Below are 18,351 nucleotides of genomic sequence, written 5' to 3' on the forward strand. Positions count from 1 at the left end.
TGAATCGTATGTTCAAATGGAAATCCATATTCCTTCACATCGGGTTAATCGCCGGACTGCTGCTGTCGATTTTCCCCTTCTATTGGCTGCTTGTCATGGCAACCCGAACCACTTCGGATATTTACAGCTTTCCTCCGAAACTATGGTTCGGTCCTCACTTGCTTGATAACGTGTCGAGGGTGCTGAGCAGCATTGATTTCTTCGGCGCCTTCTGGAATACTCTGTTCGTGGCTTCCGCTTGTACGCTGTTAGTCTTATTCTTTGATTCCCTGGCCGGATTCACGTTCGCCAAATTCCATTTCCCGGGCAAAAAATGGCTGTTTGTGCTGCTGCTGGCTACCATGATGGCGCCGGCCCAGCTGTCCCTGGTACCCTCCTTTGTCATTATGGCAGAGTTCGGATGGGTAGGAACTTATAAGGCGCTGATCATTCCCGGAATGGTAAACGCCTTCGGGATCTTCTGGATCAGGCAATATGCACAGGAGTCGGTGCCCTCGGAGCTGCTGGATGCAGGCAAAATCGACGGCTGCGGATTCTTCCGCCTCTACTGGAATATATCGCTGCCGATTCTGCGTCCCGCCCTATCGTTCCTGGCTGCCTTCACGTTCATCGGCGTATGGAATGACTACCTGTGGCCGCTAATTATTCTAAATGATGAGAACAAATTCACCCTGCAGGTTGCGCTTTCCTCATTGAACGGAATATACACGACCGACTATTCGATGGTCATTGCCGGTACGCTGCTCGCCGTCATTCCGCTGATCGTTTTGTTCCTGTTCATCAGCAAGCAATTCATTTCCGATATTGCAGCAGGTGCCATTAAGAGTTAACGGCAAAAGGGTATCCCAAAAGATCTTAGATCTATTGGGATACCCTCTTATTTGTTAAAAGCAGCCTTTTCTTTTTATTTTACCCCAGATCATACAGCCATACCGCAACCATTACGGCACCATCGCCAGCTTCTCATTGTCCGGAGTTTCACTCTCCTCTTCTGAACCAACGACCGTCTCCCGCTTTAACTCCGCTGTTTCATCCAACTTTTTGCGCCCCATTAACGTGGCTGCCGCAAGCGCTAACGCTGCAGGAACGATAGCCCAAGCAAACGTAGCCGCAATGGAGGAAGCAAGCGAGTCCGAGATCGGCTTGAGCAGCTCGGCCGGAATCAGCGACCTCGTCTCCGGCGCCAATAAGATGTGAGGGTCCTTGAGATCGAATCCTTCAGGCAGCGACTCGGTGTTCATCACGCTCGATCCCGAGGATAAGGAACCGGCAAAGGATCGGCTCTGTATCAACCCGAACACCGTAATCCCAATCGTCAGCCCAAGCGACCGCGTAAAGTTAAAAGGTAGAACTCGCCATTCCACGCTGCTTATAGGATAAACCATGCATCACGGCAGTACTCAGCACGGAGAACGAGCCGCCGATGCCAAGCCCGATCAGCACCATGTACAGGGTTACGATGAACCTACTGGATTCCGCCGTTAGTGTCGAAGCAAGCACCATCCCTCCCGTGAACAGGACAAGCGTCGGGATCATGATGTTACGATACGATATTTTACTCATCAGAAAACCGCTCACCGTAGCCGTGATGACCGAACCCACCATCATTGGCAGCAGGACGAGCCCCGAGTTCGTTGCGCTTCCGCCAAGTACGCCTTGAATGAAGATTGGAATATACACGGAAGCCACGATGAAGGATCCTCCGCTGAATAAGCCGCACAGCACACTGGAGGTATAGAGTTTATTCTTGAACAAACGAAACGAAATGATCGGTTCTTCCGCCCTTCTCTCCGCAAGCACGAAGAGGACCAGCATGACAAACGCCGCAGCAAACAACGTCAGGATAATCCAGGAATTCCACGCCAACTGCTTGCCGCCAAGCTCTAAAGCAAACATGAAACAGATCACGCCTGTCAGGAGCGTAGTGGCGCCCATCCAATCAATCGGCTGTTTGGAGCGTTCATGCGATTCTTTATAGAACAGCGTTACCATCATGAAAGCCACGATGCCGATTGGCAAATTAATATAGAATATCCACTGCCATGTAATCTGATCGGTAATATACGCACCTGCGAGCGGTCCGAATATGCTGGATAATCCGAACACGGCTCCGAATAACCCGGTAAGCTTACCCCGCTTTCTCGAGGGGAACCGTATCGAACATAATCGCGAATGCAATCGGGATGAGCGCACCGCCACCAATACCTTGCACGGCACGATATAGCGCCAGTTCCGTAATGGAGTTCGCCGTACCGCACATTACGGAACCCAGCATAAATACAATCATCCCGAATACAAAAAACTTTTTGCGCCCATACATGTCGGACAGCTTGCCGAAGATCGGCATTCCCGCAAGCTCAGCGACCATATAAGCGGAGGTCACCCATACAAAATGATCAAGTCCTCCTAGCTCCCCGACGATATTCCCCATAGCGGTCGCTACGATCGTATTGTCCATGGAGGCCATTAATATGCCGAGCAGCAGGCCGGCAAGCACGATGGGTAATTTGTTGGTTGATTGTGTCTTCAAGTTCTCATACACTCCTTCTAAGTGGGTTTCCTTCTTCTTTACTGTCGTCATTGTAATTCAGAAAGTATGACAGGTGACTGTCACACTTTTATCCCCGATTCCTCTTTTTTTCAAAATACATATAAATACAGCCCAGAGACTTTATGCACTCATCCCTGGTAGCGTATAATCGGGATATCCAACTCATGAAGGAGGTTCATGTGGAATGAAGATCAGTGAATTATCACAAATCAGTCAGGTCAGTGCACGCTCCATCCGGCATTATGAACAAAAAGGCCTGCTTGAAGCCCACAGGCTTGAGAACGATTACCGTCATTTCGACAGATCTGCCATCGAGCGGGTTAAAATGATTCAATTGTATTTGAAGCTGGGATTAACGACGGATCAAATCAGAGCTTTATTCAAAGGGGAAATCTCTTCTCCAGATGATTACGAGTACTGCGAGGAAATGCTGTCCATTTACCAAGAGAAGTTAAGTCATGTGGATGGTCAGATCGCTGCTCTCCATGAGTTGAAAAGGCTGCTTGAGCGGCAAATTTCCCTTACGATGAAGAAAAAGAACCAGGTCCCCGTCTAACGACATACGCGGCCCCGAGCGTCATGATGCTCGGGGCCGTTCTTTTCGATGATGAGATCCGTTATCTGCATACCTCCTTAACGTGTTAAAATAAAGGTGTACATCTGAAATGGAGGAAATCTACATATGGACAATTTCGAGAAAAATTTGGAGAAATACGCGGAGCTGGTCGTTAAGGTAGGCGTAAACATTCAGCCAGGCCAAGTGCTGATCGTCAATGCTCCAATCGAAACCGTAGAGTTGACACGCCGCATCGTGGCCAAGGCATACGATGCAGGTGCCAAATATGTGCAAGTCGACTGGGAAGATGAGAGAATCACTCGCATTCGCTACGAGAAAGCACCCGCTGACTCCTTCGGTTATTATCCGCAGTGGCAGGCCGACGCCATGCAGCAGCTAGCCGAAGGCGGAGGAGCCATTCTGCGCATTAAGGTCCCGGATCCGGAGCTGTTCCGCGGCATTGATTCGACCAAAGTATCTACAGCCGTAAAAGCCGCTGCCGTAGCCAACGAGAAATACCAGGTTTACGTGCGCAACAATAAAATCAGCTGGTCGCTCATTAAAGCCCCTACCCGTGCCTGGGCCGATAAGGTATTCGCGGATCTTCCCGAAGAGGATCGGATTCAAGCCATGTGGGATGCGGTATTCCAGATGAACCGGGTGGGCAGTGAAGATCCGGTTGCCGCTTGGCGGGATCATATAGCTCAGCTGAAGCTGCGCCAGAACCACATGAATGCCAAACGCTATAAAGGCTTCCACTATCGTGCGCCTGGAACGGATCTGCGCGTGGACATGCCGGAAGGGTATCTCTGGCTCGGCGGCGGCGACGAGAATGAAGCCGGCGTATATTTCGTGGCGAACATGCCGACCGAAGAAATCTACACGATGCCTCACCGTACAGGCGTGAACGGAACCGTAACGAGTACGCTGCCGCTTAATCTAAACGGCCGCCTGGTGGAGGGCATGAAGCTCACGTTCAAGGACGGCAAGGTTGTCGAGTATGAAGCCGAATCCGGGCGGGAGCATCTCACAACACTGCTGGAAACGGACGAAGGCGCGTCTTATCTGGGAGAAATGGCACTCGTACCGCATGATTCGCCAATTTCCCAGCTGAACCGTGTCTTCTATAACACCGGTATCGATGAGAATGCATCGTGCCATTTTGCGCTGGGCAGCGCCTACCCTGTCAATATCGAGGGCGGTACCAAAATGAGCAAGGAAGAACTTATAGCTCGCGGAGCCAATGTCAGTCTGACGCATGTTGATTTCATGATCGGATCGGCCGAGCTGGACATTGATGGCGTGCTGGCTGACGGCACGATTGAACCTGTATTTCGCGGTGGACGATGGGTTTAACTACACTCTAGATCCGTGTTCAGATTCACAGCTGTATACTTGAAACAAAGCCCTGCGGGAATTCGCGGGGCTTTACTAATATCCGTAACTCTTTGTGCTGATTTAAAAAGAAATAAACGAAGTCGATTTTTTTTACTTTACTTATATTGGAAGCGCTTTTATAATTTAATATAACATAAAACATTTCACATAATTATGAATTAATATCGCAAGATGTTGGAGGTGATCCGGGAAAAGATAGGCGCTGCACGGATTAGCAATGCCCATTTCACAATGAAGGGAAGAGAACAATGATGAAACAAAAAGGGAAATGGCTTATCTCGCTTTTGCTTGCCATCAGTTTATGCACAGCAGGCACGCAGTCCGCTTTTGGTGCATTCTGGAACCTGAGCGGCGATATTGTTGTACATGACCCAACCATCATCAAGGAAGGAAACACATGGTACACTTTCTCTACCGGTCAGGGCATCCAACTGCTGAAATCGACCAACGGCACGAACTGGTCCAGATCGAACCAGGTATTTGCTTCCCCGCTGTCCTGGTGGAAAACCTATGTACCAAACCAAAGCACCAACGATCTATGGGCGCCCGATATTGAATATTTCAACGGCCGCTACTGGCTCTATTATTCGATCTCCTCCTTCGGCTCCAACACATCCGCTATCGGCCTGGCTTCCACGACCAGCATCTCCTCCGGCAATTGGCGAGATGACGGTCTCGTCACGCGTACGACCTCCTCCAATAATTACAATGCGATTGATCCGACGCTGACAATCGATAAGGACGGCAATCCGTGGCTGGCCTACGGCTCATTCTGGAGCGGACTCAAGCTGACCAGGCTTGATGCAAATACAATGAAACCGACCGGAAACCTGTATTCCATTGCCTCACGCCCGAACAACGGAGGTGCCGTTGAAGCGCCTACCATCGTATATAGAAACGGTTACTATTATCTGTTCGCCTCCTTCGATTCCTGCTGCCAAGGGGTCAACAGCACCTACAAAATCGCTTACGGCCGTTCCACCAGCATAACAGGTCCATACGTGGACAAGAACGGTACCAGCATGTTGAATGGCGGCGGCACGATTATGGACAGCGGGAATGCAGTGTGGAAAGGTCCCGGACATCAGGATGTCTATAATAACCTCATTATTAGACATGCGTATGACGCAACCGATAACGGCACGCCGAAGCTGCTCATCAATGATTTGAACTGGGATTCCCAGGGCTGGCCCACTTATTGACTGCTCCATACCCATAATATGAATCTTCCTTAGACATCCACCCGAAAAAGGCTGACACTAAAGCTCCAGCTCTAGTGTCAGCCTCTCTTCCGTTCTTATTTCTTACTTCTTCTCCATGATATCCAGCATACGAAGAATCATCATGACGGCTTCCGCCCGGGTCGCGGATTCCCGTGGGGCGAACCGGTTACCTAAGCGCCCATTCACGATGCCAGCCGCGGTGGCGGCAGCGATTTCCTTCTCTGCCCAAGCCGGAATGGCTTTCTGATCAAGGAATTCCGTTTCTGCTTCTGGTAAGGAAAGGCCCAAATAACGTGTGATCAGGACCGCCATTTCAGAACGGTTGACAGGTTGATTCGGTCTGAATGTGCCATCTTGATATCCCTTCACAATACCTTCGGATAAAGCCCATTGAATCGCTTTAAGCGCCCAGGTTCCGATGAGGGAACTGTCTTTGAAATTCAGCTTCCCAGCATCCCCTTGTCCATTCAATGCTTTGAACATCATCACCATAAATTCAGCGCGTGTTACTTGCCGGTCCGGCTTAAAGGTATGATCCGGATAGCCGTCAACGATACCGAGCTGAACGGCTTCCTCTATCGCCGACGAAGCCCAATGTCCCGCGATGTCGGTTAACATCACTGGCTTTGGCTCCGGCTTCGGTTCTTCGGTCCCCGGCTTCGCCTTACGATGAATGGTTAACTGGTAAGTTCGGGTCGTTCCGTTCTCAGCCCGAATCACCAGCTTCAACAGGTTATCCCCTTCCTTCAGCTCGATAACCTGATCCTTCTTCAGGGATTCTTCCCCCAGAAGGACTGTTGCCTTGTTATGCGCCGCATCCACACGGAGCTGCACGGATTCGGCTTCCGTCTCAAGTCGGTACTCTGTCGTATTCTCATTAAATGCAGGGGTGAGTTCCGCTGCTTTGCCGCCGATGATCACTTCGAGTCCTTTTAAACGGTTGTCTCCAGATAATACATGGTCTCCAGAGGATCCCGATCCCGACTCTGATCCCGATGATGGCGGGTTCTCCGTTGAAGGTACCACCGAAGCGTTATAGGTACGGATCGCGGCTTGCAGAACGCTGATCGCAGCTTGTACTTCCTTGGCTGTTGCCTGATCCTGCTGCGCTATGGCGCTGGCTCTTTCAATGGCAGCACGGAGTGCAGACCTTGCTTCTGCCGGATACTGCCCCGGCGATGTGCCTTCCTTTGTTTCGTCAAGCCTTTGCTGTGCCGATGCGATTAATCCGATTAACTCGCTCTTGTCTACTGCTGCTGCCGGCGTTGTAACCGACTTATGAAGTCCGGCGCTCTCTCCCGCAGCGTTATAGGCTTTCACGGTAAAATGATATCGGGTGTCAGGAACCAAACCGGAAGCGGTATGCGAATACACATCATTTGTCACGGTAACAACCGGTTCACTCTGCCCTTTCAGATATACACGATATCCATCCACGCCATCATCTGCGGTCGCTTCCGGCCAGCTCATGGATACAGCGTCTGATGTGATGTTCGAAAATTCAAGCTCCCCGGCTGTCCACACTGGCGCTCCCGGAATGTCTACGGCTTGAGTGACGACCGTTAATATCTCACTCGGAGCCGATTCCGTGCCTTGCTTGTCCACGGCGGTTACTTTGAATTCATACAGCGTGTCCGGGGTCAGTCCCGTCGCTTCATATACGCTATCCGTGACCGTTGCTACGCGCTCTCCGTCCTGATATACATTATAATTCATCGCTTGTTGGTCTGGACTGCTCACGGGATCCCAACCGATTTGAACCGTTGACGATGTCACATTCAGTGCTTTCAGGTTGGTCGGAGCGCCTGGATTCCCGCCATCTGTCGTGAATGTCCACACATCCGAAAGGGTTCTCCCCCCGAATTTGTCTTGTGCGACGACATACCACGAATAAGTTCCATCGGATTGCAGTCCTGCCCATTGCTGAACAACCTCAGTGCCGCTAGCTACGTTCTGCGGCGTACCGATGGACTCTCCTCTCAGATGATTCACTTGGATCGAATCCGTTGCTACCCGCTTTAATTTCGGTTCAAGATCCAGATTCATCTTGAACTCATCCGAGCCATTCGTATAATAATTGTACTTGTCCAGATAAGGAGAGTACGTATTCACGTAAATCTGATTGCTATCCTTATCAAAATGCAGCAGTCTCAAGTAACCACTCCCGCCATCGGCATGTCCTTGATAGTCTGCCAGCATCTGATATACGGTTCTGTCTGCAGTACCGTCACCATTATCATCCAATTCATTTTTAAGCAGACTGGCTCCCGTGTAATGGCCGCTTAGAACGGCAACCACGTTGGGATTCGGTACGACAACTTCCTTGTACAATTTGTTGCCTATACCGGAACGAGTTCCGTTCGCGAGCATGTAATCGTGGAAATTCAGAAATGCGATACGGTCCGGATATTCTGCGAGAACCTCGTTCATCCACTTTATGTCCTCGTCTTCAACGCCCCATCCCATATACATCATGATAAAGTCGTTGCCTTCAACGGATACAAGGTCATAATGTCCGCGATTGTCCTTGTAGGAACCTCCGTAATATGGCTGATTCTTGTAACGGTTCTCCCCGAAATATTGACTGTAGGTCGTGTAGTCCCAATCGTAGCTTCCCACATCATGATTTCCGGCGAGCACGCCATGCGGCAGATTTGCATCCTCCAGCATCTTCATGTAATCATCGGCACGTTTCCATTGATACTCAGCTGTCGGGTCGTTCACGATATCACCGGTATGGAACAAATATTTGATGTTCATATCATCGATGGAATCGACAATCCATTTGAATTGCTTCTGCTGAATATGCGGGTACAGCTCCGTTAAGAATTGGGTATCCGATACCCAAACAAAAGTGTAGTCATAATCTCCACGTGAAGGGATTTCATCCTGTACAATGACATCCACTTTGCTGTTTTGTACGTAGTCTGCTGCCGACAGTTCGCCTCGAAGGGTAAAATCATCTTCAGACTGGGCAATATGTTTGGTGATCTCTGTCCACTTGTTCAGGTTGTGGTTCCACGCATACATCGTGACCTTGCGGCCCGACACCGTATGTCCTTCCCAAGTAACTTCAACGCGGTCACCCGGCTCCACGGCATGCTCCAGCTCTACCTCAAACCGGATATAAGGGAACTGGGACGTGGAATCCACCGTGACATATTGATCGTTGGATTCAGCTACCAGCTTCAATTCCTCTTCGGTCAGCGCGGTTTCGCCAGCCGGGAACCTATCCTTAGGAGGCTCTTCATCCGAGGCGTTCTTGGATAACTTTACCCGATCGCCACTTAATGCATGATACGGATATGCCTGGTGGAAGGAGACCTCAAGCTCGTCATCCGATGGATCGCTGACTTGAACCTTAAGCTCCGGCGATAACCCGGTTCCGCTCTCCATATCTGCTGGTGAGACCAATTCGGGTGCATTCGGATGCTCCGGTGCGGTGTTAAACGTTACCGTACGTTCCGAGATGTTGCCAATCTTGTCCACTGCCCGAATGTCCAGCTTATGGACGCCTGGTTCAAGCTCGGACGATGAAGTATCGTATGGCACCTGGATGGCTCGACCATCTAGCAGTACCTCCACCTGTTCAACGCCGGATACGCTATCCTGTGCAGTCACATCAATGGGAATGCTTCCCTTATAACTCTTGCCCTCTTCAACAGTCACGTTAATTTCGGGTCCATTGTTATCTACCTGAATGTTGGCCATTGCTTCAGACTTACCCTTTACATGCAAATCAACCTTGTGCTGCCCGTCTGTAACCGTCGTGGTATCCCATGCGTAAGAGAGGGCTTTTACCTTATCGGCAGAAATATCAAATTGAAACGTTACAAATGGCAGAAACCGTCCATCGTCCCCTAGGTCATGAATAAGCGCAGGATCGCTAAATTGCGGATCCCGGATTTCTGTTCCGTCTCCTAACAACAGCCGTACGTTGCGGACATTAAAATCATCCATATTCCCCGTCGGCTTGTCATCCTCGAAATAGGTCTTCTCATTATCGCCGGCCCGCAGGGTAATTTCGTTTGTGCCGCTTGTCAGCCATTGCGGTTCGACGGGGACAACGATGGTTTGATAACCGTCAATATTCGGCTCGGTCTTGAACAGAACGTTCTTGCCTACGGTCACCGTGTTGATCCCATCGTCAATACCATCGCCTTCAAAAACAAAATAAGCGGAATGCTCCATAACGGCTGAACCTTGAACCGGCTGCCCGTCGATATGAAGCTCGAGATCCGCAGGCTCTGCCCCGTCTGCCGCACCCCGAATATACGTTATCCCGGTGACGGTCTGTTGATCGTCAACATTCAGGCTGGCGCTGGCCCCGTTCCCCGTGAGGTCGACTTCATATTTAGGACTCTCTACTTTCTTAAAGGTATTGGATACCGTGAAAAAGTACTCCAGCTTGTTGTGTCCCAACAGCTCCAGATAAGAAATCGTATGACGAAGGCCTTGCTTCCCTTCCTGAAGCTGTACAACCTTGTAATCGTTCTGTCCATCGACACGATAAGATAGCGCAAGTGAAGTAACCATACGATCATCGTGCGCTTCTGCCGTAATCTCCAGATTTTCGCCCGGCTCCACATTGGTCGTTGTCGTCCGGTTGGTGACCGATGGTTCCTTGGTCACATCAATATGTACCGGCACCGCAGGCACCTCGGAATGCTGCAGCGAACCCGGCGTAGCCTTATGCTCCAGCTGGGAGATCCGCTGCATCTTCAGGCTGCCATCTTCGGGATACTTATAGAAAATCCCCTGATCGGCTTTGTTATGAACCTCCCCGTCATTGTAAAATGCGGACACGATCGGACGGCCGGTATTTGTTACAACCACGAGCTCCCGCATGCGTGAATTGGACATGCCGCCTGAGAATATTTTGACAACATCGGTGTTTTCAATCAGGTTGGTGCCGTAGTTTTTATTAAAATCAGCAATCGTGGATTTGCTGTTCTGAGCATTAATGATCCAGAACACCAGCGTGCCTCTGGATGGAATCTTCACCTCATCGGGTACATGAGCCCAAAGGGTATCACTCTCCAAGTAACGATAACGAATTTTGTAATGGCTGAAATCGATGTCTTGATCGGTATTGTTATATACTTCAATAAATTCATATCCGTCGGCGGTTCCTACATTCGTGGAATCAGGAACAAGCTCGGTGATCAGGAGTTCAGGCACGTTGGTAGACGCGGTGGATGACTGGGCTGAAGCCTGTCCTGCGAAACCGGTAAACGAGGCCGTCAACACGATACAGAGGATCAAGAAGCAGGATATACATCGATTCAGGACGATCTTAGACAATGGAAAACCTCCTAGAAATGATTTTTTGAACAATCAATTCAGTTTCCCAATTCTCCAGGTCTCCATGGGATCTCCAAATTTTAATTAAAGCGCTTTCAATATCAAATCCCTCACTCTATCAGATTTAGGCTATTCCCTTGAGAGATCCATTTAGCACGTCACCTCCTAAGATCAATAATTGCATATTCCCTTCGTTTTTTAAACCACTTTATGTAAAATCTGATAAATGATACGCAAGTCCCGGAAATCAGCTAGCCTTCTAGTAAAATAGGATAATATCCGAACAGACCTTCATCACTATATCTTAAGTAAGCATCCATATCTCAAGATCCACAAACGAAACCGGCATGGCGTTTAAAGATCATTGCTTCCGATCTATTCATTTCTTATCCGTTTCATCTTTGAGCAAGCATTGTTCATCATCCTTTCTCATAGGATGCAGTTTGTGCTTATTCTGCACAAAAAAAAAAGACCCCGCGAATATTATCGCAGGATCCTTATCAGTGGGAAGCGATTTTGTTACTCATTATGCAGCAATTTTCCAATTGCTAGGGTGCCTTACCAGAAAAGAATCGAAGAAACTTCGCTCTCCTTCTCCTTTTACGAGTGTTCATGGCGAATCAACTGCCTTTCGGAATGACATGATGTTCTTCCGTCCGTCGATTGACAATACCACTTCCCACTTGTTCTATATTTACCCGGTTCTCGGGAAGTGAAACGCTTTTGACCCGAACTTTCTTTCGAATATGGAGATCAGCTATGTACCCCTTTATTTGTTTAAATGATTGCGGCTGCTCACACACTCTTCATCGTCTGGGACAGTTGTACCAGCTTGTTCATCGTTTTCCAATTCCGCATCGTCATCGGCACGCCGAGCTTCGACAACTGAACCGCCAGCTTGGAATTCCGAACGCTTTCCTTGAACAGCAAGTAAACCTCTTCACCGATCACCTCGAAGATTTCCTTTTCGTTCACATAAAGCTTTAATTTCTCCACATCTTCAACAGCAGGCGCTTCCGTCAGCATGGCAACATAAAGACTCTCAAACTCCGATGCTGCCTCCGCTTGACGCAGCGTTTCTTCCGAAAATGGACAGTTCCGAACGATCCCCTCGATTTCCTCGGAGGTTCTAATGATCACCGATATCGGGAAGCCGAACGTTTCAAATATGCCCTGCTCGATTTGAACGCGCAGCGTTTCCTTGGATTCCCCGGATTCAAAGAGCACGTTTCCGCTCTGGATGTAGGTCTGCACGCGAGTTAGTCCCCTAGATTCAAGCATCTTTCTTAAATCGGCCATCTTGATTTTATTGTGTCCGCCTACGTTAATCCCTCTAAGCAACGCAATATAGATTGTCATTAGGGCATCCTTTCCAGAATCAGACCTGCCGTCTTCTCCCCGTTCGCAATGCAATCCGGTATCCCCACTCCATAATAGGAGCATCCCGCCAAAATAACGTTAGGATACTGGTCATCCATTTTCTGTTCTAATGATTCCACGATTTGCCGGTGCTTCAAATGATAATTCGGCATATTGTCATGCCATTTGGTGACTTCACAAGAGATCGGCTCAGCCTTAATGCCAAGGCTTTGGCTGATATCCCCCATCCCGATCTGTTTCAATTCTTGATCGGATAACTGGATCAGCTCCTCATAATGCGGATTGGAGCTCTTGTAGAATAATCGCATCAATAACCGCTTGTTCTCGGAGGTATGCTCCCATTTCCGGCTCGTCCAGGTGCAAGCATCACACTTCAATCGGGTTCCCTTGGCCGTAATGAATCCCGTTCCATCATAGGGAAGCTCTTCGTCTTGAATATCATAGGCAAGATACACGCTGATGAGCGATTTGGTATACATCTGGTCAAAGTCCTCATTAAGCAGCGGATCTTGCAGCAAATCCTTCGCGGCGGATCCCAGCGTGCTTAAAACAACAAAATCAGCTTCAAGCTTTTCGCCATTTGCCAACGTCACCCCGTAGCCGCTGGCTGCTTTCTCCAGCTTCTCTGCGGCAACGCCTTTGTATATTTTCGCGCCTGCTTGGATCACGGTCCGTTCCAATGCATCAATCAATACGGAGACTCCGTCTTTGAAGGAAAGAAATTTCTTATTGCCTGAGCCAAGGAATTTCTGTTTATTCTCGGCCAAACCGCCCATGATGCTGCCGTACGTATTTTTGTACTCCAGCAAATAGGGAAACGTTGACGCAATTGTCAGGTCATGAAGCTCCCCGGAATAGACGCCCGATATGACCGGAGCGATCTGATTCTGAACGATTTCCTTGCCAAGGAAGGCTTCAAGGAACTCCCCCAAAGAATCGTCCTTGGTATACGTTTCATTCGGCGTGTAATAGTCCTTGAGCGCCTCCACCTTCCCCTCGGCAGACACAAGCTCGCTTTCGGCCAAGGATTTCAGGCTAAGCGGTATGCCGAATACGCTCTCATCCGGGATTCTTTTCAGACCTGCAGTCGTATATATGAAAGAAGTCCCCGTGGCATTATACACAACCTGGTCTGTTAACTGAAGCTCCTCCAGAAGTGGTGCCACATTCGTTTTCCGGGATACGATCGAATCCGCTCCGGTTTCCATAATAAATTCACCGTTCTGAACGGTGCGGATTTTGCCTCCGAGCGTTTCACTTGCCTCGATAAGCACCAGTTCCATATTCTGTTGAAGGTGCTTCAACTCTTTTTGCAGATAGTATAAGGTCGAAAGTCCGGTAATGCCGCCGCCGATAACTACGGTAGTTGTCACTGTACATACACCTCTATTATGTAGGTTCATAACATCTTAATCATGATTGTTACCATTGTATCCAATTTCTAAGTATATCATAGAGCCCGTGCTTCCGAGGGACGCCATTCCCTCAATATTGTGAACAGAACCGTTCACTACTACGACTTCCCGCCCGCCCCGCGAGAAAACCCACCATTAGTACAGGCGTATTGCTCCTTAGTGCACGTACGGGGTCCAAGAGCATGCTTGGAGGGTTGTTGACAGCAAAAAACCCCGCGAGATCACTCGCAGAGTTTTTTTCGTGGGAAGCGGTCTTTTCTATTCTAACGCAATCGTTCCATTGCTTAAGGTGTACTTTGGAATCATTCAGATTGTGTCGTCCTTATTCCTCGTCATGTTGTACATGGGTATCAAATCCTTTCGGTAATTCCGACTTAACGTCTTGTTATCCGTCTGGTGTTGATGTGTGTTTCCACTTCCCACTTAGGATATATATACCCGGTGCATGGATGGTGAAACAGTTTTATCATCTTTTTCGCTTCGCCAGGAACTTTATTTGTCCTCGGTCAATACTTCAAGCAAGCCCGCCGGAAGCTCATACTTGCGGTTGTTGATCTGAATGCTCTTCAGTTCCTCCAGCAGCGAATCATCGCTTTCCGAGTCCTTAATGGCCTGCACCTCGTGGTGCAATTGCTCCATCTGACGGTCCAGCGCGTTAGCCGTATCCGCAGCCTTCTTAAGCTCTTCCAGCAGATGCTGTGGAACGGACTTATTATATTTGTAGAAAATTTTATGCTCCAAACTCGCCCAGAAATCCATGGCAATGGTTCGAATTTGGACTTCAACGCATACCTTCTCCACCCGGTCGGAGAAAAACACAGGCACTTCCACTAACAGATGCAGGCTTTGGTATCCGTTCGGCTTCGGATTCTTGATATAATCCTTGACGTTTAACACCGTTAAATCGCTCTGCTTCTGCAGCATGTCGCTAATTTTGTAAATGTCGGTTATGAATGAGCAGGTGATTCTTAGACCCGCAATGTCTTTGATATTATCTTCTATGGAGCTAAGAGAGATGTTTCCGCCTTTTCGGAGCAGCTTCTTCATGATGCTCTCCGGCGATTTCAGGCGGGATTTCGTATGTTCGATCGGACTATAATCATGAAGAGCCTGGAACTCCTCTTTTAATATCTCCATTTTGGTTTCAATCTCATCTAAGGCGAATTTGTATTTCATCATGAATCGGGTAATTTCATTCCGAATGATTTTGAGCTGTTCGATTTGCAAAGAATTCATGGGATACTTCCTTTCGATTGTGTGATTCAGAGCCGTGATGACTCATGTAGTAAATAAAAACAAAACACGCTGCTAACATTCCAGAAGTTCTGTTCCCTCTTTAAATAGTAGTTGATATTGAGGTGCAACTGCAACTTTAGTGTTGTAACGTCAAAAAGACGCTGCAACCGGAAGGTCGCAACGTCTTTTATCTTATGCCAACATCGTGCTGCTTGATATCTCTGTGCCACCTATCTTTGTACCGCTGGCACCCCGCTCCGCTTCTGAGCCGCTATCTGCGGATACGCTATGCCCAGCAGGATCACGATAACCCCGATCCATTGAAGCGCAGTCACCTGCTCGCTCAGCACCAGCACCGATGCAATAACGGCAACGGGCAGCTCTCCGGCACCAAGGATGGTTGCCAATCCCGTACTGATTTTGGGCGCACCGAGTGCGAATAGCAGTACTGGAAGAACAACGCCGAATACGCCTAAGATTAAGCCGAACAGCCATAACCCGTTGTCAAACAGGGATATCTCCGTGTACGCTTTCGGCGTGAACAGGATCGTCAGCAGAATAAGCCCACCCGTTGAGGTATAAAAGCTCCGGGTAATGGGTGACATCTGCGTCTCGACCCGGCCGCTGAAGAAGACAAACAAAGCCATCATCAAAGCCGCGGTCAGTCCCAATATTGCCCCTTTCCAATTCAATTGAATCTCGCCTGCACCCAACATCCCCCCAGCCATCATCGTCCCGACGAACAGGATGATAACGGAGATGACGGTGGATTTATCCGGCCATTGCCGTTTTACAACAGCTTCGATAATGACACCGATCCAGGTGAATTGAAATAGAAGCACGACGGCGATCGATGCCGGAATGCTCTGAAGGGCAAGGTAATACGTGACGCCTGTAAGGCATGTACATAACCCAACCCCGGCTAGCCTTAGGAATTGCTTGCCCGTGACCTTATGTCGTCCAAAAAACAGCATCAGCAACAGCAGAATGAGCCAGCCTGTCCCGAATTGGCTGATCATCACCTCCTGAAATAGGAACCCTTCCTGGTAAGCAAGCTTTACAACCGTTGACAGAATTCCGAAACAGCAGGCTCCCAAAAATACGAAGAATGAATTTTTCAACAAATGCAACAACGTGAAACTCCCCCTTACGCAACAAAAAACCCCACTTTCACTGTTTTGGAATCCAGAAAACAGTAAAAAGTGGGGTTGACTCTGTTTGATATTGAATTATGGTCTTATCTTAAGACAAAACCTCAACATTGTAAATACCAACCACTAATTAAGAAGACAACTTTGCGTAGATCTCTTTCAATTTAGCAACGGCTTCGATCTCCAGAGCTTTAATATCCTCTACCAGCGTTATCGCCGTCATAGCTTGATCCTCCGAATTAGGCTCTCCGCCTACCGGAAATGGGAACATCTGATGCAGGACACTGAATTTCTCGCACATTCCCGTATATAACACGCTGGCTTCTTTAAACTGCTGCGTGAGCTCCGGTCCTTCGGTATTCGCATCCGGCCATGCTGCTATCAGTTCCTTGAAGAACTCAGCAGCGTAATACCGGGCATCTCTTAATACCTCGATGTTGTATGCATGGCCGTTCGGTTCGATCTTCCGCCCCTGCAGCGATTCGATCCAAGCATCGTATGCCGCAATCCCCTTCACTGCCGTCGGAACCACGCTTTCTTTCCCCTCATATTGTTCGATGGCAGTTTCAAGCGCAAGTCGAAGCTGCTGTTGAAGCGTTAAATCGACCGATCCCTCAATGGCCAGAACGAACAGCTCTTCCATTACACTCCTTCCGAGATTCTCATAAGGGAGCGTATCCGCTTTTCCGCATACTTCCCCATAGAGGGTTCTGGTCTCATCGTCATAGCCATACAGCGTACCAAATTCAGGGAAGAAAATATCCCATGCCAGCACAGGGTATCCGCGGTCCAGCGAGCTATGAATCAAATCAAGGGCCCTTGGCAGCTCCTGATGAATGCTGCGCTTGCCCATGGCACTCTTCTCCAAGGCAGATGGATCCAGCAGATTGGCATTGGTACCGATGCCGCCCGACATGCCGTCGATGAATTTGGAATGGAAGCCGATATTATGAAGACCCCGGGATAATACTTCACCAAAAAAATACGCGGTCGGACCTGCAATGTGAACCTGATCCGGAATGATGTTAATTCGGAATGCATGACCTGTCAGCCCCATAACCATCGGCAGGGATAGCTTCCGATCTGTAAATTGCAGCATTTTATACGTGGCATCCGCAGCAGTTGTCCAAGTTTTGATTTCTTTCAACGATCCTTCGTACTGTAGAATCTTCTTATTCATAATTCCCAAGTCCCTTCTCGTCTTAATATAAGAGTCAACGGTTACGCGAATTTTTTCTTGGATCACTTTCTTCCGCGATCTCGAAATAATCTGATACACATTGGCTGAAGAGAGCTGAAACAAGTCAGCAATTTCTTGCGGGGACAGCTGATCGAAAAAATGAGATTCGAAAATAAGCCGTTCGCGTGGCTTCAGGCGTTGAATGATGTTCGTTAAAACACGCAGCGTCTCTTGCTGGACGATTCGTTCCTCCGGTACGTTGAATCCTGCGGCCGCTTCGGCTGAAGAATGATGGAGCCTTCCCAGAATGCTGTCCAGACTATTCCACTGATCTGCACTCCCGGCACTATCATACCTTCCCCTGCCTTCAAGCTCGGTGAATGTCTGCTCTTTCATCGCGGAGCTTCCCTTAAGCCGGGTATAGGCCTGATTCCGTACGATCCGCTGCACCCAGGGCAGGAAACGCCGGGTATCGACCAGTTTGCCCAAGTGCAAAAATGCCCGGACCAATGCATCCTGTACAACGTCCTCTGCCAGGTAGGACTCCCGGGTTATAGCTCTGGCATAGCCATAAACCTTGGACCGATGACGCCGAACAAGCTCACCGAAAGCTTCCCGCTCCCCTGCCTGCGCATGTTTCACCAACTCCTGATCTTCCATCTCATCCCACTGGACCGTTCTGTCTGCTGTCGTATCCAATTGCTCAAACCCTCTTTCGTATCGTTGACTACTTATATGACCAGAGAAGTTCGTTATTTCTGACAACGTAATTGAAAAATATTATACCTTTTTTTGATTAAGCCTGGTGCCATGATACAAAGATAACCTCGCCATATTGCGCGGCGAAGTCCTGTTCCTTTTTTTCATTCCGCGATTAAGTTAAATATGTCAGAATATAGTCCTTACAGGCAATGGACAAAAGATGCCCAATAATGCGACAATATACTCTGCATGTCA

At 48.8% G+C, this 18,351-nt stretch carries 10 protein-coding genes and 1 pseudogene; 4 read left to right on the plus strand and 7 right to left on the minus strand.

Translation table 11 applies throughout. The features are described 5' to 3' along the window. The first annotated feature begins 8 nt into the window (after window positions 1–8). Complete coding sequence (locus MKY82_RS20110) at window positions 9–830, plus strand: carbohydrate ABC transporter permease (protein ID WP_113061135.1); 822 nt, start codon at window positions 9–11, stop codon at window positions 828–830. A 111-nt stretch (window positions 831–941) separates the two neighbouring features. On the opposite strand, the pseudogene MKY82_RS20115 reads toward MKY82_RS20110, so the two are convergent. Then, window positions 942–2,530 (minus strand): annotated as a pseudogene (locus MKY82_RS20115) (MDR family MFS transporter). Window positions 2,531–2,735: 205 nt separating this feature from the next. Between MKY82_RS20115 and MKY82_RS20120 the strand changes: the two are divergent. The 3 genes from MKY82_RS20120 to MKY82_RS20130 all read left to right on the plus strand — a co-directional run bounded on the left by MKY82_RS20120 (window position 2,736) and on the right by MKY82_RS20130 (window position 5,707). Continuing rightward, entirely contained in the window at window positions 2,736–3,107 is a 372-nt protein-coding gene (locus tag MKY82_RS20120) for a MerR family transcriptional regulator (RefSeq protein WP_194543336.1), read from the plus strand. A gap of 126 nt (window positions 3,108–3,233) precedes the next feature. After that, window positions 3,234–4,463, plus strand: coding sequence for an aminopeptidase (locus tag MKY82_RS20125; protein ID WP_339218077.1), 1,230 nt, complete (start codon window positions 3,234–3,236; stop codon window positions 4,461–4,463). A gap of 290 nt (window positions 4,464–4,753) precedes the next feature. After that, the gene (locus MKY82_RS20130) at window positions 4,754–5,707 is read left to right on the plus strand and encodes a glycoside hydrolase family 43 protein (RefSeq protein ID WP_339218078.1); all 954 of its coding nucleotides are present in this window, start codon (window positions 4,754–4,756) and stop codon (window positions 5,705–5,707) included. 102 nt (window positions 5,708–5,809) lie between these two features. Here MKY82_RS20130 and MKY82_RS20135 read toward each other — a convergent pair whose 3' ends face one another. The 6 genes from MKY82_RS20135 to MKY82_RS20160 all read right to left on the minus strand — a co-directional run bounded on the left by MKY82_RS20135 (window position 5,810) and on the right by MKY82_RS20160 (window position 18,093). After that, window positions 5,810–11,032: an S-layer homology domain-containing protein gene (locus MKY82_RS20135; protein WP_339294234.1), complete on the minus strand. Its 5,223-nt coding sequence runs from the start codon at window positions 11,030–11,032 to the stop codon at window positions 5,810–5,812. Window positions 11,033–11,827: 795 nt separating this feature from the next. After that, complete coding sequence (locus tag MKY82_RS20140; protein ID WP_339294235.1) at window positions 11,828–12,391, minus strand: DUF1697 domain-containing protein; 564 nt, start codon at window positions 12,389–12,391, stop codon at window positions 11,828–11,830. Continuing rightward, window positions 12,391–13,785, minus strand: a complete 1,395-nt coding sequence (locus MKY82_RS20145; protein ID WP_339294236.1) for a protoporphyrinogen oxidase — start codon at window positions 13,783–13,785, stop codon at window positions 12,391–12,393. Before MKY82_RS20145 ends, MKY82_RS20140 begins: the two co-directional genes overlap by 1 nt. Before the next feature lie 534 nt (window positions 13,786–14,319). Next, a complete protein-coding gene (locus MKY82_RS20150; RefSeq protein WP_100537787.1) occupies window positions 14,320–15,063 on the minus strand; it encodes a GTP pyrophosphokinase family protein in 744 nt (247 codons plus the stop codon). 230 nt (window positions 15,064–15,293) lie between these two features. After that, window positions 15,294–16,196 (minus strand): DMT family transporter, encoded by a 903-nt coding sequence (locus tag MKY82_RS20155; RefSeq protein ID WP_339294237.1) that lies wholly within the window; start codon window positions 16,194–16,196, stop codon window positions 15,294–15,296. 148 nt (window positions 16,197–16,344) lie between these two features. Continuing rightward, a complete protein-coding gene (locus tag MKY82_RS20160) occupies window positions 16,345–18,093 on the minus strand; it encodes a sigma-70 family RNA polymerase sigma factor (protein ID WP_220684756.1) in 1,749 nt (582 codons plus the stop codon). Window positions 18,094–18,351: the final 258 nt, after the last annotated feature.

Source organism: Paenibacillus sp. FSL W7-1279 (assembly GCF_037969845.1).
In the GTDB taxonomy this organism is placed as follows: Bacteria; Bacillota; Bacilli; order Paenibacillales; family Paenibacillaceae; genus Paenibacillus_AQ.